Annotated in this window: 13 protein-coding genes; 5 read left to right on the top strand and 8 right to left on the bottom strand. The window is 67.4% G+C overall.

The window, feature by feature from the left end; translation table 11 throughout:
- The 4 genes from LJF27_RS27325 (at window position 1) to LJF27_RS27340 (ending at window position 3,374) form a co-directional block, all read left to right on the top strand.
- A complete protein-coding gene (locus LJF27_RS27325; protein WP_003091712.1) occupies window positions 1-993 on the top strand; it encodes a beta-ketoacyl-ACP synthase III in 993 nt (330 codons plus the stop codon).
- Between the two features lie 13 nt (window positions 994-1,006).
- On the top strand, window positions 1,007-1,246 hold the full coding sequence (locus LJF27_RS27330; RefSeq protein WP_003106204.1) for an acyl carrier protein: 240 nt from the start codon (window positions 1,007-1,009) through the stop codon (window positions 1,244-1,246).
- Between the two features lie 117 nt (window positions 1,247-1,363).
- Entirely contained in the window at window positions 1,364-2,116 is a 753-nt protein-coding gene (locus tag LJF27_RS27335) for an SAM-dependent methyltransferase (RefSeq protein WP_003119643.1), read from the top strand.
- A 91-nt stretch (window positions 2,117-2,207) separates the two neighbouring features.
- Complete coding sequence (locus tag LJF27_RS27340) at window positions 2,208-3,374, top strand: MFS transporter (protein WP_003122418.1); 1,167 nt, start codon at window positions 2,208-2,210, stop codon at window positions 3,372-3,374.
- 10 nt (window positions 3,375-3,384) lie between these two features.
- On the opposite strand, the gene rfaD is transcribed toward LJF27_RS27340, so the two are convergent.
- Entirely contained in the window at window positions 3,385-4,377 is a 993-nt protein-coding gene (gene rfaD, locus LJF27_RS27345) for an ADP-glyceromanno-heptose 6-epimerase (RefSeq protein WP_003113140.1), read from the bottom strand.
- Between the two features lie 95 nt (window positions 4,378-4,472).
- A complete protein-coding gene (locus LJF27_RS27350; protein WP_003091717.1) occupies window positions 4,473-4,763 on the bottom strand; it encodes a SelT/SelW/SelH family protein in 291 nt (96 codons plus the stop codon).
- A gap of 68 nt (window positions 4,764-4,831) precedes the next feature.
- On the opposite strand from LJF27_RS27350, the gene plpD reads away from it, so the two are divergent.
- A complete protein-coding gene (plpD, locus tag LJF27_RS27355; protein WP_003113139.1) occupies window positions 4,832-7,018 on the top strand; it encodes a patatin-like phospholipase PlpD in 2,187 nt (728 codons plus the stop codon).
- A gap of 7 nt (window positions 7,019-7,025) precedes the next feature.
- Here the strand turns inward: plpD and LJF27_RS27360 are convergent, their stop codons facing one another.
- The 6 genes from LJF27_RS27360 to htpB form a co-directional block, all read right to left on the bottom strand.
- A complete protein-coding gene (locus LJF27_RS27360; RefSeq protein WP_023087131.1) occupies window positions 7,026-9,074 on the bottom strand; it encodes a FimV/HubP family polar landmark protein in 2,049 nt (682 codons plus the stop codon).
- 276 nt (window positions 9,075-9,350) lie between these two features.
- Window positions 9,351-9,785, bottom strand: a complete 435-nt coding sequence (locus tag LJF27_RS27365) for a MarR family transcriptional regulator (RefSeq protein WP_003091721.1) — start codon at window positions 9,783-9,785, stop codon at window positions 9,351-9,353.
- 117 nt (window positions 9,786-9,902) lie between these two features.
- Window positions 9,903-10,919 carry a DUF2804 domain-containing protein gene (locus LJF27_RS27370; RefSeq protein ID WP_023117045.1) on the bottom strand — a complete coding sequence of 339 codons (1,017 nt, stop codon included), beginning with the start codon at window positions 10,917-10,919 and terminating at the stop codon, window positions 9,903-9,905.
- Between the two features lie 150 nt (window positions 10,920-11,069).
- Window positions 11,070-12,239 (bottom strand): GGDEF domain-containing protein, encoded by a 1,170-nt coding sequence (locus LJF27_RS27375; RefSeq protein ID WP_003119637.1) that lies wholly within the window; start codon window positions 12,237-12,239, stop codon window positions 11,070-11,072.
- An 88-nt stretch (window positions 12,240-12,327) separates the two neighbouring features.
- On the bottom strand, window positions 12,328-14,466 hold the full coding sequence (recQ, locus tag LJF27_RS27380) for a DNA helicase RecQ (protein WP_003091724.1): 2,139 nt from the start codon (window positions 14,464-14,466) through the stop codon (window positions 12,328-12,330).
- A gap of 83 nt (window positions 14,467-14,549) precedes the next feature.
- Window positions 14,550-14,900 (bottom strand): two-component system sensor histidine kinase HtpB, encoded by a 351-nt coding sequence (htpB, locus tag LJF27_RS27385; RefSeq protein WP_003091725.1) that lies wholly within the window; start codon window positions 14,898-14,900, stop codon window positions 14,550-14,552.
- Between the last annotated feature and the right edge of the window lie 5 nt (window positions 14,901-14,905).

The following is a 14,905-nucleotide window of genomic DNA, read 5'->3' on the forward strand; positions in this document are numbered from 1 at the left end:
ATGCCGCGCGCCGCCGTGGTCTGCGGCCTGGGCAGCTACCTGCCCGAGGCCGTGCTCAGCAACGACATGCTCGCCGCCGAGCTGGACACTTCCGACGCCTGGATCAGCAGCCGCACCGGCGTGCGCCAGCGGCATATCGCCGGCGACCTCGGCAGCGGCGACCTGGCCCTGCGGGCGGCCTCCGCCGCGCTCGCCTCGGCGGGGCTGGAGCGAGTCGATGCGGTGGTGCTGGCAACCAGCACCGGCGACTTCTGCTGCCCGGCCACCGCGCCCAGGGTCGCGGCGCGCCTGGGGTTGGTCGGCGCGCTCGCGTTCGACCTGTCCGCCGCCTGCACCGGCTTCGTCTACGGCCTGGCCAGCGTCGGCTCGCTGATCAGCGCCGGGCTGGCGGACAGCGCGCTGCTGGTCGGGGTGGACACTTTCAGCCATACCCTCGACCCCGCCGATCGCTCGACCCGCGCACTGTTCGGCGACGGCGCCGGAGCGGTGGTGCTGCGTGCCGGCGATGCCGAGGAAGAAGGCGCGCTGCTGGCCTTCGACCTCGGCAGCGACGGCCACCAGTTCGACCTGCTGATGACCCCCGCCGTCAGTCGCGCTGAACGCAGTTCCGGACAGGCCTCCAACTACTTCCGGATGGACGGCAAGGCAGTGTTCGGCCAGGCGGTGACGCAGATGAGCGACTCGGTGCGGCGGGTGCTCGACCGGGTCGGCTGGCAAGCTTCGGACCTCCATCACCTGGTCCCGCACCAGGCCAACACACGCATTCTCGCGGCGGTCGCCGACCAGCTCGACCTTCCCGTCGAGCGAGTGGTGAGCAACATCGCCGAGGTGGGCAATACCGTCGCCGCCTCGATTCCCCTGGCCCTGGCCCACGGCCTGCGCCAAGGCATCCTGCGCGACGGCGGCAACATGGTCCTCACCGGTTTCGGTGCCGGACTGACCTGGGGTTCGGTCGCCCTGCGCTGGCCGAAGATCGTTCCGACAATGGACTGAAGAGGGAAGAACAATGCCCAACGACATGGAAGACCATCTCCTCACCGTGCTCAGCGTCGCCAGCGGCGTGCCGAAGGAGGAAATCAGCCGGGACAGCAGGATGGAAGACCTGGCTTTCGATTCGCTGGTGGTCAGCGAGCTGTCGCTGAAGCTGCGCAAGGAGTTCGGCGTCACCGGGGTCGACGACGAACTCGACCTGCTGGAAACGGTGGACGAACTGTTCCAGCTGGTCGAGAAGCACCGCGCCGCCTGAGACCAGCGAACGCCGGCGTTCCGTCGCTTCTCTGCCAGGCGAAGGCGGTGCCGGGACATGGGAACGCGCATCGCCTTCGATCAACCAACACCAGAGCGAGATTCGCTGGAGGAAGAGGTGAGTCAGAACATGGATCTCACGATCGGGACGCATCGGGAGTCGGCTTTCTACGAGCTGGAGTTCGGACCGAGGACGATAATGACCCTGGCCAACTTTCCGGACGACGTGCTGCCGTTGTTGCAAATGGAAAGCCTGATGACCTTCGAGGCGATGGCCTACCTGCGCTGCGACGCACTGGTCGAGCTAGGCTGCTACGACGGCCGGGCGCTGGAGATCGCGCGCCTGCTCAATGCCCGCTATCTCGGCGTCGACCTCGACCAGCGGGCGATCGAGACGCTGCGCACGCGGATCGAGCGCGAGGGCATGAGCGATCGCGCGGACACGGTGGTCGACGACATCCTCAACCACACCAGGCGCGGTGCCTCGGTCGGCTCGCGCGCGCTGTACCTGCTGCCGTTCAACCTGCTGGGCAACTTCCGCGAGCCGAAACGGCTGCTCGACTCCCTCGCCGAGCGCAGCGTGGCGGCGGTGGTCTCGGTGTTCGGCGACAGCGCCGAGGCCACCCGCGTCCGCCAGAGCTACTACCGCCGTTGCGGGGTGCAGGGCCTGGAGTTGCACACGCGGGACGACGGCACCGTGTTCACCGGCAGCGACGGCTTCTACTCGCGCTCGTATTCACGCGCCTGCCTCCACGCCCTGCTCGCCGAGTGCGGGCTGACCGTGGTGCGCAGCGCTTCGAACCTGTTCGCCCACTGCGTGACGGTGCTGCCCGAAGGCGCCGACCAGGGCTTCGGTTCGTCGGCGGCATGAGTCGCCGTCGTGCATTCATCGCGCGGCCACGGCACGGGCAGGTCGCCGTGGCTCGCTTCATCGTCGTCTGAACCGCTCGGGAGCTGGAAACATGCCTTTGATTGTCTACGTGCTCGGTGCCGCGATCTTCGCCCTGACCACCAGCGAATACATGGTCGCCGGGCTGATGCCGGCGCTGGCCGCCGAATTCGGCGTGTCCTTCGCCGCGATCGGCTACCTGGTCACCTTCTACGCCGGTGCGATGGCCGTCGGCGGCCCGCTGTTGACCACCGCCCTGCTCCGGGTGCCGCGCAAGAACGCCCTGCTCGGCCTGATCGCGCTGTTCGTGGTCGGCCAGGTCATCGGCGCCCTGGCGCCGGGCTATGCGGTGATGGTCGCGGCGCGACTGGTCACCGCGGTCGCCGCCGCGGCCTTCTTCGGCGTGGCGCTGACCGCCTGCGCCGAACTGGTCGAAGGCAACCAGTTCGGCCGCGCGTCGTCGCTGGTGCTCGGTGGCCTGATGGTCGGCACCGTGCTCGGCCTGCCCGTCGCCACCTGGCTGGGCGAATGGTACGGCTGGCGCGCGAGCTTCTTCGCGGTGGCGCTGGTGGCGGTGCTGGTCGGCCTGCTGGTGTTGCAGCTGATGCCGGCGATCCCGGGGTCGGCGGGCAGCGGCTCGCTGCGCGAGGAACTGAAGGTGTTCAGGAACGCCCATCTATGGTGGGTCTACGCCACCAGCCTGCTGCTGATCGGCGCCACCTTCGCCGGCTTCACCTATTTCGTGCCGATCCTCACCGAGGTCAGCGGCTTCTCCGCCTCGACCGTACCGCTGCTGCTGGTGGTCTACGGCCTGGCGACGCTGGTGGGCAACAACATCGTCGGCCGCCTGGCCGACCACCATACCATCGCGGTCCTGGCCTTCGGCCTGCTGGCGGCCATCGCCGCGATGGTGGCCTTCGCCCTGTTCGGACAGGTTCCGGCGGTGGCGGTGGCGGCGCTGGTGGTGATCGGCCTGACCGGGGTGTCGATGAACCCGGCGCTGGTGACCCGCGGCGCACGGGTCGGCCATAACAACATGCTGGTCAACTCGGTGCACACTGCCTGCATCATGCTCGGCGTAATGGCCGGTTCCTGGATCGGCGGCCTGGGCATCGCCGGCGGATTCGGCCTGCAGGGCGCGCTCTGGGTCGGCGCGGCCCTCGGAGTACTGGCGCTGCTGACCCTGCTGCCGGAGCTGCGCTTCGCCCGCGCCCCGGTAGGCGGGGCGCTGGGCCGCTGAGCAGGATCCCTCAGGCGCTGCGCGCCAGCCAGCGGCAGTAGCCGGCGACGCCCTCTTCCAGGCTCTGGAAATCGTCGCGGTAGCCCGCCTCGCGCAGCAGCTCCAGGTCGGCGCAGGTATGGCTCTGGTAGCGCGCCCGCAGCGACTCGGGGAACTCGCGGTAGCCGAGCAGGCCGCTTTCCACGGCCTGTTGCAGCGACAGGGGCGGCTGGTCGGCGTTGGCGCGGACGCTATTGATCACCGCCAGGGCGACCTCGTTGAAGGTCCGTGCCTGGCCGCTGCCGAGGTTGAAGATTCCCGAACGCTGCGGATGGTCGAAGAAATGCAGGTTTACCCGCGCCACGTCCTCCACCGCGACGAAGTCGCGCAGGTGGCCGCCGGGCGGGAAGCCGCCGTGTTCGCCGAACAGTTCGACCCGCCCGTCGCGGCGCAATTGCTGGTAGCAGTGGTAGGCCACCGAGGCCATCCGCCCCTTGTGTTCCTCGCGCGGCCCGTAGACGTTGAAGTAACGCAGGCCGACCACCTGGCTGCGCGCCTGCGGCAGCGCCCGCCGCACACGCTGGTCGAAGAGGAACTTGGAATAGCCGTAGACGTTCAGCGGCCGCTCGTACTGGCGCGCCTCGCGGAAGGTCCGGCCGGAGCCGTAGACCGCCGCCGACGAGGCGTAGAGGAACGGCACGCCGAGTTCCAGGCTGCTTTCCAGCAGGCGGCAACTGTAGCGGTAGTTGTTCTCCATCATGTAGCGGCCATTGCTTTCCAGGGTGCTGGCGCAGGCGCCCTGGTGGAACAGCGCGCGGACCGTGCCGAAGTCGCCGCGGGCGTAACGCTCGAGGAAGTCGTTCTGGTCCAGGTAGTCGGCGATATCGGCGTCCGCCAGGTTGCGGAACTGCTCGCCGTCGGTGAGATCGTCCACCGCGATGATGTCGGTCTCGCCGCGCCGGTTCAGCGCCTGCAGCAGATTGCTGCCGATGAAGCCGGCGGCGCCGGTGACGATGATGCTCATGGGCACTCCCTTCGACAGGATGAATGCCCCCAGGCTATGCCTATGCGCCGTGCCGCCCGTTGACCTGCAACAAGCCATGGGCGGACGGCAGCGGTTCAGCGGGAAGGACGATCGTTGTGACCGAGGTCACGTTGCGGGTCGATGCGGTCACGAACCCGCTGCTTGAGCGCCTTGGCCTCGGGGAAGCCGCCGTCGGCCTTGCGCTCCCAGACCTGCACGCCGTCGCAGGTGATGCGGAAGACGCCACCGGTTCCGGGCTCCAGGCAGACTTTTCCGAGATCGTCGGCGAAGGTGCTGAGCAGTTCCTGGGCCAGCCAGGCGGCACGCAGCAGCCACTGGCACTGGGTGCAATAGGTGATGACGATTTCGGGCTTGGCGGTGGGCATGTCGGCGGCTCAGGGGAAACGGTCGCGCCTATAATAGCCGCCTTTTCACCCGGCTCCGGATCGTTCTCATGCGCCGCCTGCTGCTCGTACTGCTGCTCCTGCTTCCCCTGTCCGCCCTCGCCGCGGAGGCCCGGCCGAAGATCGGTCTGGTCCTCTCCGGCGGTGCCGCCCGCGGCCTGGCCCATATCGGCGTGCTCAAGGCCCTCGACGAACAGGGCATCCAGATCGACGCCATCGCCGGCACCAGCATGGGCGCGGTGGTCGGCGGCCTGTACGCCTCCGGCTACACCCCCGCCGAACTGGAGCGCATCGCCCTGGAGATGGACTGGCAGCAGGCGCTGTCCGACGCGCCGCCGCGCAAGGACGTGCCGTTCCGGCGCAAGCAGGACGACCGCGACTTCCTGGTCAAGCAGAAGATCAGCTTCCGCGACGACGGCACCCTCGGCCTGCCGCTGGGGGTGATCCAGGGCCAGAACCTGGCGATGGTGCTGGAAAGCCTGCTGGTGCACACCAGCGACAATCGCGACTTCGACAAGCTGGCGATCCCCTTCCGCGCCGTCTCCACCGATATCGCAACCGGCGAGAAAGTGGTGTTCCGCAAGGGCCACCTGCCCCAGGCGATCCGCGCCAGCATGTCGATCCCCGCCGTGTTCGCCCCGGTGGAGATCGACGGCAGGCTGCTGGTGGATGGTGGCATGGTCGACAACATCCCGGTGGACGTGGCGCGCGACATGGGCGTGGACGTGGTGATCGTGGTCGACATCGGCAACCCGCTGCGCGACCGCAAGGACCTGAGCACCGTGCTCGACGTGATGAACCAGTCGATCACCCTGATGACCCGGAAGAACTCCGAAGCCCAGCTGGCCACGCTCAAGCCCGGCGACGTGCTGATCCAGCCGCCGCTGTCCGGCTACGGCACCACCGACTTCGGCCGCGTGCCGCAACTGATCGACGCCGGCTACCGCGCCACCACGGTGCTCGCCGCGCGCCTCGCCGAGTTGCGCAAGCCGAAGGACCTCAACAGCGAAGCGCTCGACGTGGCGCGCACGCCGAACCAGCGCAAGCCGGTGATCGACGCGATCCGCGTGGAGAACAACTCGAAGGTCAGCGACGAGGTGATCCGCCACTACATCCGCCAGCCGCTCGGCACGCGCCTCGACCTCGGCCGCCTGCAGGACGACATGAGCACCCTCTACGGCCTCGACTACTTCGACCAGGTGCAGTACCGGGTGGTCAAGGAGAAGAAGCTCAACACCCTGGTGATCCACGCCACCGGCAAGAAAGGCGGCACCGACTTCCTTCGCCTGGGCCTCAACCTGTCCGACGACATGCGCGGCGAAAGCACCTTCAACCTCGGCGGCAGCTACCGCATGAACGGCCTCAACCGGCTCGGCGCCGAGTGGCTGACCCGGGTCCAGCTCGGCGACCGCCAGGAACTCTACAGCGAGTTCTACCAGCCGCTCGACGTCGGCTCGCGCTACTTCGTCGCGCCCTTCCTGTTCCACGAGGCACAGAACGTCGACGTCACCGAGGACAACGACCCGCTGCTGCGCTATCGCCTGGAGCGCTACGGCTACGGCCTCAACGTCGGCCGGCAGATCGCCAACAACGGCGAAATCCGCCTGGGCGCGGTGCAGGCCTACGGCAAGGCCGACGTGCGCATCGGCGACCCGAGCCTGCCGGACATCGACTTCACCGAGGGCTACTACGAACTGAAGTACTCGTTCGATACCGTCGACGACGTCAATTTCCCCCACGAGGGCGAAGAGATCGGCCTGACCATGCGCCGCTACGACAAGTCCCTCGGCTCGGACGACAGCTACCGGCAGTGGGACCTGCGGCTGAACAAGGCGCTCAGCTTCGGCGCCGACACCTGGGTGTTCGGCGGCGGCTACGGGCGCACCCTGGACGACGCCGAGGTGGTCACCTCCAGCTTCACCCTCGGCGGCGCCCGCGAGCTGTCGGGCTTCCGCCGCGACGCGCTGTCCGGGCAGAACTACAGCCTGGGACGGATCGTCTATTACCGGCGCCTCACCGAACGTTCCTTCCTGCCGCTGGACTTCCCGCTGTACCTGGGCGGCAGCATCGAGCGCGGACGCATCTGGAACAACGACAACGAATACGACAGCGGCTACATCAACGCCGCCAGCCTGATGATCGGCTTCGATACGCCGCTGGGGCCGCTGACCTTCAGCTACGGGATCAACGACGAGAACTTCAAGGCGTTCTACCTGAACCTCGGGCAGAACTTCTGAGCGGAGTTCAGGCGATCAGCGCCAGCAACTCGCGCGCCTCGGCCTTCTGCCACGGGTCGCCGTGCGCCACCACCAGGCGCAGGATGCGGCTGGCCTGGTCGAGATCGCCGCTGTCGATGCAGGCGCGGGCCCGGTCCAGGCTGGCCGAGGCCTCCTCCGGCGGCACCGTGGCCGGCTCTGGCTGGTCGAGTTCGAGGTGTTCGTACTCGGCGACATCCGGCAGTTCATGGAGATTGCTCTCGAACGCCAGGGGCTCCTCCGCCGGTTCCGCCTTGCCGGCAGCGGCGCGGCGCGGCAGGTCGGGGTTGTCCAGGGGATTCTCCAGGGCGCCCCAGTCGAGATCGAGATCGAGGTTGAGGTCGCCGAAGCCGTCGGCGCCCGAGGACGCATCCGGTTGCTGCAAAACGGGCGGCTCGGCCAGCGGCAGGTCGCTCCAGTCGTCGTCCTTGGTTGTTGCCGCCGGCGTCTCGGTCGCCGGCATCTGTAGCAGCGCCGGGTAGCGTCCGCGCAACTCGTCGATGGCCTCCGGGTTGCCGCCACTGGCCAGGGTTTCCTCGGCCAGCGCGTCGAAGCCGGCCGCATCGCCCAGCTCAGCCAGCACCAGCAACAGCTTCATCCGCGCGCTCAGGCGCTGCGGCTGCTCGGCGAGTACCTGACGCAGCAGGTCGCGGGCCTGTCCGTAGCGACCGTAGGCGATATAGATGTCGGCGCCGTCCAGCTTGTCCGCCGCAGCCATGGCGGCGCGCGGAGCGGCGGCCGGAGCAGGCGGAGGAGACGGCGGCGGGCTGGAGGGAACGGCGACCGGCGGCCTGGCCTGTTCCTCGACCTTTGCCGGCGCCGGTGCGGCCGCCGGGGGGCGCGGCGCACGCCGCAGCGGCAGGTTCAGGGCGACCCGGCGCTTCGGTTCGACCGCCGGGACAGGAGCCTCTTCGCGGCGGCGACGCAACAGCAACACGCCGAGCAGAGCGAGGACCAGCAGCAGGACGATCATCCAGCGCCAGTACTGCGAGTCCGTCGGCGTTTCAACCGGTTGCGCAACCGAAGGCGCGGCCGCGGCGGGCGGCGGCGCCGCGGGCCGCACCGCCTGGCGCCGGGCCAGTTGCTGTTGCAGTTCGGCGACCTGGTGATCGCGCTGCTGCAGTTGTTCCTGCAAGGCCTGCAACTGGCGTTGCAGATCGTCCATCCGCTGGCTCAGTTCCTCCCGTTGCCGGGCCAACGCCTCGGCCTCGGCATCCGCCTGGCGCTGCGCCTCGACGAGAGCCGCCGGAGCGTTTTCCACCACGGCGGCATCGGCTGGCGGCAGGACTTCCACGGCCGCCTCCTTCACGGCGCCGGGCGCGCCTCGCTCCGGCTGGTAGCCGGCCGGCAGGCGCAGGCGCGCGCCGGCCTTGAGCCGGTGCCGGTCGGCATTGACGAAGGCCTGCGGATTGAGCTGGTACAGGGCCTCCATGAGTTGCGCGCGATCGGCGTTGCCGGCACCACGCAGGCGTCCGCTGATGGCCCAGAGGTTGTCGTTGGGGCGAGCCAGGTATTCCTCGCCCGGCTCCAGCAGTGCCGGGTCTACGACGGCCGCGGCACTACGCGGCGCGGGCGCCAGCGTCGAGGATTGCCGCTGCGGCTCGATCCCGCTGCGCGCGGCCGGAAGCATGCGCGTCGTATAACCGAGTGGATCGAGCAGTACGGTGAATTCGCGCACGATGCGGCCGTTGGGGCGTGCCACCTCCACCAGGAAATTCAGGTAGGGCTCCTGCACCGGTCGGCTCGAGGACACATGGATGCGATTGCCACCGCGCCCCTGGAGCAGCGGACTGAAACGCAGCTCGTTGAGGAACTGCAAGCGTTCCACCCCGGCCGCGGCGAAGACGTCGGCGCCCGCCAGGCGGACCTCGATCTCGTCCGCGCCGAGATCGCCGACGTCGAGCAGTTCGATATCCGCATCCAGCGGCTGGTTGAGCGCCGAATGCAGGGTGATGTCTCCCACTCCCAGGGCGCTCGCCTGCCCGGCCAACAGGCACGACCAGGCACACAACATGACACGCAAGGCTTTACCGGGCATTCCGTTCTTTTCTCCGCACTTCGAGCACACAGCCGGCCAGCGGTCGACTGCTACATCTATTTCACGTTAGCCCGAATTTCGCCCCGTACAGGGCTGAACGCACCACATGGCGCAAGACATGGCTTTTTGCCATCACTGAATAGAGGAATGCCGTGGAAACGGTCAAGATTTTTCGTCAGAAAACCGACGAAAACCTCTGTAGAGGGCTTTCGGACGAAAGCCCAGGAGGTGATGCCATAAAAATGGCGATTCTAGCGGAATTTCGTGACGCAGTGCTCAGCGCTTTTCCAGGTTCGCCAGGATTCGCAAGAGCACCTGCTGGCACAGCGCCTGCTCGGACTCGTCGATGCCGGTCAGTACGTCGTTGCGAACGCTGGCGGCGATGGCCTCGATATCGGCGATCAGCACATCGGCCTTGGGCGTCAGCACGATGTGCTTGGCCCGCCGGTCCTCCGCCACCGCCAGGCGCCGTACCAGGCCCTGGGACTCGAGGCCGTCGAGCAGCCGCGCCAGGGTCGGGCCTTCGACCCCGACCGATTGGGCCAACTCGCGCTGGGTGGGCGAATCGCGATGGCGCGCCAGATGCAACAACACCAACCAGCGCGCCTGGGACAGGCCGAGGTGACTGAGGCGGCGGTCGAGTTCAGCGCGCCAAGCACGGGAAGTCTGGGCTAGCAAGGTGCCGAAATAGTGCTTGTCTGTCTGAGCCATAGGAAAAAGGAGGTCCGATATTTCATTTGACTAATTATTAGTCGGCTAATAATGCCCGTCCAATTTCCCCCCGTACAATGACAAATTGTCGCACGATATGCCCAGGCCAGGCCCTGTCTACCACTTCGCGTACTGGTCCTCGACGAAGCCCCAGAGCCGCTCGATCCTCACCTCGGCACGACCTCGCGGACGCAGCACACCGCTGAAACAACCGAATATCTGCTTGAAGTTGCTCGCCAGCAGACCGAGGTTCAGCCGCTCCTGATGCATGCCGTGAGCCTCGAAGCGCAGCTCCACCTGGCCATCGTATGAACGGATGGTCCAGGGCCGCAGCGGCTGGTCGCGGTCGAAGTCGAAGCGCACGCTGTCGACCTTCAGCAGTTCGCCGTCCAGCCAGTAGCAGTTCTCGGTGAAGCTGGTCTCGTTGACCCCGCACGACAGGTTCAGGCCGACCCGCAAGCCGTCCGCCTCGCCGGACAGGCAAGCCCAGTTCCAGAAGGTTTCCGGGCGCATGTAGCCCGCCGACCAGTCGTGATGGGCGAAGGCGTCCAGCGCCTGCAGGTCGTGGTCGCCGAGGGCGCTGCGCACGTCGCCGCGACAGCGCACGCCGGCCACCTTCTGCGCGTAGACCCAGCCGTTCACCGCGGTCGGCGTACACAGGCACATCGGCTGGAAGCTCGGCGCCTCCTCGCTGAAGCAGGCGTCGATGCGGGTGCCATCGTCGAGTTCCACCAGCAGGCGTTTCTCCCGGTGAGCCATACGGTTCTCCAGGCGTAGCAGGTTGCGCCCCTGGCGCAGTTCGCAGACGCCGTCGTCCGGGGTCTGGGAAAACCGGGTTCCGAACCCCAGCGGCAGCTTGAAGCGCCGCTCCAGCATGCGTCCGCTGGAAGGCTGGTAGAGGTAGACGAAGCCGACGCCAAGCAAGCTCAGCTGGGCCAGGGCGCAGCCGCCGATCAGCTCCGGGCTGATCAGGCCGAAGTACTGGAACTGATGGAAGCGTCGCCATTTGCCCAGGGCCCCCACGCGCCGGCCCATCGGCGAACGGAAGTCGAAATCGCGGTAATTGATGTACTGCGGGGCACTCGGGAAGATGCCGTAGTGCGGTTGGCCGTTGGCCTGGATCAAGCGCTGCATGGGGTCCGTCCGGAAGTCGTCTCGCGGTGGGGCCGGCAGCTCTGCGAAGAGCGGCCGTGCCTGGCATTTTTTCCTGTCGAACCTAGCATTCGCCGCCTCGTCCCGCAGTCACCGGCGGCGCCAGCCACAGGGACAAAATCGGCCATGGACTCAGGCCACCACCTGGTTGCGGCCGAACGCCTTGGCTTCGTAAAGCGCGCGATCGGCATGCTCGTAGAGATCGTAGAGACGCTTCAGGTCGTTGCCCGGGGTCGGCCACAGGCAGGACACGCCGACCGACAGGGTCACTTCGCGCGCCGTGTCCGACGCCTCGTGCTCCATGCGCAGCGCCTGGACCTGTGCGCGCAGCGCTTCCGCGCGCAGCCTCGCCTCGTGCTCGTTGGCGCCGTACAGCAACAGGGCGAACTCTTCGCCGCCCAGGCGCACCGCCATGTCCAGCGGACGCCTGGCATTCGCCTCGAACACCGCGCCGATGCGCTGCAAGACCGCATCGCCAGCCTGGTGTCCGTAGCGGTCGTTATAGGCCTTGAAATGGTCGACGTCGCAAAGCAGCAGCGCCAGGGTCTTCTGTTCGCGCTGGGCCTGGCGCCAGAGGCGGTCGAGGTGCTGGTTGAAGCTGCGCCGGTTGTGCAGGCCGGTCAGGCTGTCGTGGTCGGCCATCACCCGCAACAGGCGGCTGATGAGGAAATGCTCGCGCGACTTGAACTCCAGCAGGTAGCAGCCGACCGCGCCGATCAGGTTACCGAACAGCAGGAACAGCAGGTTGTTGCCCAGCGGCTCCTGGGTACCCGCCCACCACTCGAAACCCAGGTAGGCGAGCAGCACGACCAACGCACAGCTCAATGCCTGCGACAACCGCAGGCCGGCGAGGAAATAGGCGGCGAAACTGACCAGCAGCAGGCCTTCGTAGGGATAGCCGGGATCCGCCCGGTGCGCCAGGCCGACCACCGCCGCCGCACCGACGCCAAGGGCGAGGACGCAGGCGATGCTCAGCGGCACCATCAGTTGGATGTGCCGGCGCAGCATGATCAGGCAGCCGCAGACCAGCAGCAGGACCAGCACGCCAAGGCGCACCGCCAGTACGCCCCACAGCGGGGGACCAGCGAGGATCAGCAGGTCGATGCCGATGAACGCCAGCCAGACGAGCATGCCGACGCTGAGGGCGATGCGTTTCAGCGCGAAGCTGTCCTCCAGCATGTAGCGCCGGTAGTCACGCTCCAGTTCGGGAAGGAAACGCAGACCGCGGAAACCGCGGTTCAATTGGTCGGCATAGAGATTGGAACGGGAGTCGTCCAACCGGTCCTTCTGTGTCACGCACACCTCTTCTCTTGGAGGGCTTGGCGTCACAGTAGACGCTTGCGAAGGACGTCACAAGATTGGCGTCAGAAAATACCGGCAAATGGCCATATCACGACTCCAGTTCCACCTGCAGGGCGGCGCGCACGCAGTGCAGCACGCCACTCGGCACCCGCTTGCCGAAACGCTCCTCCAGCGCCGCCACCGGCGGCAGTTCGCCGTCTTCCTCGAGGAAGGCGTCCTGGATTTCGCCGAGGAGTTCCTCGGGCAGATCCAGCGCCTGCTCCAGGCTCACCTGCTGACCGGCGATGGCCTCGGCGAGCATCGCGTAGACGTTCTTCTCGCTGCAATTGAGCTGGCGGGCTATCTGCGCCGGGGTCATCCCCGCACAGGCCAGGCTGGCCAATTCGTGGCGCAGGTCCTGCGGCGGCGCGGCGGGCGCCGCCGGCGAGTCGGTGAGGACATCGAGGAAGGCCTGGCCGTAGCGCTCCAGCTTGCGCGCGCCGACCCCGCTGACCTGGGCCATGTCGGATAGCGAGCGCGGCTGGCTGCGGAGCATTTCCAGCAGGGTCGCGTCGGGGAAGATCACATAGGGCGGCACCGAATGCTCTTCGGCCAGCTTGCGCCGCAGCGCGCGCAGGGCCTCCCACATTTCCCGCTCTTCGCTGCGCACCAATTGGCTGGCGGCGCTGGCGCCGCCGCTGGAGGAGCCCTTGGCGCGCTGTGGTTTGAGGTCGCGGCGCAGCTCCAGCCGCACCTCGCCCCGCAGCAGCGGACGACAGGCCTCGGTCAGGCGCAGGCCGCCGAAGCCGTCCAGGTCGACGTCGGCCAGGCCGCGCGCGACCAACTGGCGGAACAGGGTCCGCCATTCGTCTTCGCCACGCCCCTTGCCGATCCCGAACACCGCCAGGTGCTGGTGGCCGAGACTGCGGATCTTCTCGGTCTCGCGGCCGAGCAGGATATCCACCAGATGGCCGACGCCGTAGCGCTGGCCGCTGCGGTAGATCGCCGACAGCGCCTGGCGCGCGGATTCGGTGGCATCCCAGGTTTCCACGCCGTCCACGCAGTTGTCGCAATGCCCGCAGGGCTGCGGCATCTCCTCGTCGAAATAGGCCAGCAGCGCCTGGCGCCGGCAACGGGTTTCCTCGCAGAGCGCCAGCATGGCTTCCAGCTTGTGCCGCTCGACGCGCTTGTGCCGCTCGTCGCCCTCGGAACTCTGCATCATCTGCCGCAGCAGCAGGACGTCCTGCAGGCCGTAGGCCATCCAGGCGTCGGCCGGCAGGCCATCGCGGCCGGCGCGGCCGGTTTCCTGGTAATAGGCCTCGAGGCTCTTGGGCAGGTCGAGGTGGGCGACGAAACGCACGTTGGGCTTGTCGATGCCCATGCCGAAGGCGATGGTCGCCACCATGATCAAGCCTTCCTCGTTGAGGAAGCGCTTCTGGTGGTGGGCACGCAGTTCGTTGGACAGTCCGGCGTGATACGGCAGCGCGGGGAAGCCCTGGTTGCCGAGGAACTCCGCGACCTCCTCGACCTTCTTCCGCGACAGGCAGTAGACGATGCCGGCATCGCCGCGCCGCTCGGAGAGGAAGCCGAGCAACTGCTTGCGCGGCTGCTCCTTGGGCACGATGCGGTAGAAGATGTTCGGCCGGTCGAAGCTGGAGAGGAACTGCTCGGCGTTCTGCAGGTGCAGGCGCTGGATCATCTCCTCGCGGGTACGCATGTCCGCGGTGGCGGTCAGGGCGATCCGCGGCACCTGCGGGAACAGCTCGGCAAGCTGGCCGAGCTGCAGGTATTCGGGACGGAAGTCATGGCCCCATTGCGACACGCAGTGCGCTTCGTCGATGGCGAACAGGCCGACCGGCAGTCGTTGCAGGAAGGCCAGCATGCGCGGCTGGACCAACCGTTCCGGTGCCAGGTAGAGCAGCTTGATCTCGCCACGCTGCAGGCGCTCGGCGATGTCCCGCTGCTGCTCGGGGTTGAGGGTGGAGTTCAGCGCCACCGCCGGCACGCCGAGTTCGTCCAGGGTGGCGACCTGGTCCTCCATCAGCGCGATCAGCGGCGACACCACCACCGTCAGGCCTTCGCGCAGCAGCGCCGGGACCTGGAAACACAGGGACTTGCCACCGCCGGTGGGCATCAGTACCAGCGCATCGCCACCCTCGGCTACCCGCTCGATGATCCGTGCCTGGTTGCCACGGAAGGCGTCGTAACCGAAAACGTCTTTGAGGATGCGTAGGGCTTGCTCGCGCATGAAGGACTCCAAATCGAGCGGCGCATTATACGCCAGGGAGGCTCGATCGGGCCGGTACCTTGTCGCCGGAAAGGACGAAAACCTCAGCGATAGCGCTGACGTTCCTGTTTGAAAAGGATGCGGACGATGGCGAATTCGCGCTCCATCTGTTCGATCAGCGCCGGCGCCCGTTGCAGGTCGCCGCGCCTGGCGCTTTCCTCCAGCTCCTTGCAGTAGCCGGCGAGGAGTACCGCGCCCATGTTGCTGCTGCCTCCCTTGAAGCTGTGTGCGGTATGCCGCAAAGCCTGGGCATCGCCGGCCTGAAGGGCGGCATGCAGGCTGCGCAGGCGCTCCTCGGAGTCGAGCACGAAGGTATCCAGCAGGACCGGATATTCGTCCTCCATGACCTCCTGCAGCGAAGCAAGAACACGATCATCGAGATGCGGCGCGGACATTCGAT

Source organism: Pseudomonas sp. 203-8, assembly GCF_020708595.1.
In the GTDB taxonomy this organism is placed as follows: Bacteria; Pseudomonadota; Gammaproteobacteria; order Pseudomonadales; family Pseudomonadaceae; genus Pseudomonas; species Pseudomonas aeruginosa.

Excerpts from the sequence above, each read along its gene's own strand:
- htpB (WP_003091725.1), bottom strand. The coding sequence starts at position 14,900 with ATGTCCGCGCCGCATCTCGATGATCGTGTTCTTGCTTCGCTGCAGGAG.
- rfaD (WP_003113140.1), bottom strand. The coding sequence starts at position 4,377 with ATGAGCATCATCGTCACCGGCGCCGCCGGCTTCATCGGCAGCAATCTG.
- LJF27_RS27365 (WP_003091721.1), bottom strand. The coding sequence starts at position 9,785 with ATGGCTCAGACAGACAAGCACTATTTCGGCACCTTGCTAGCCCAGACT.
- recQ (WP_003091724.1), bottom strand. The coding sequence starts at position 14,466 with ATGCGCGAGCAAGCCCTACGCATCCTCAAAGACGTTTTCGGTTACGAC.
- LJF27_RS27330 (WP_003106204.1), top strand. The coding sequence starts at position 1,007 with ATGCCCAACGACATGGAAGACCATCTCCTCACCGTGCTCAGCGTCGCC.
- LJF27_RS27360 (WP_023087131.1), bottom strand. The coding sequence starts at position 9,074 with ATGCCCGGTAAAGCCTTGCGTGTCATGTTGTGTGCCTGGTCGTGCCTG.
- LJF27_RS27325 (WP_003091712.1), top strand. The coding sequence starts at position 1 with ATGCCGCGCGCCGCCGTGGTCTGCGGCCTGGGCAGCTACCTGCCCGAG.
- LJF27_RS27370 (WP_023117045.1), bottom strand. The coding sequence starts at position 10,919 with ATGCAGCGCTTGATCCAGGCCAACGGCCAACCGCACTACGGCATCTTC.
- plpD (WP_003113139.1), top strand. The coding sequence starts at position 4,832 with ATGCGCCGCCTGCTGCTCGTACTGCTGCTCCTGCTTCCCCTGTCCGCC.
- LJF27_RS27350 (WP_003091717.1), bottom strand. The coding sequence starts at position 4,763 with ATGCCCACCGCCAAGCCCGAAATCGTCATCACCTATTGCACCCAGTGC.
- LJF27_RS27340 (WP_003122418.1), top strand. The coding sequence starts at position 2,208 with ATGCCTTTGATTGTCTACGTGCTCGGTGCCGCGATCTTCGCCCTGACC.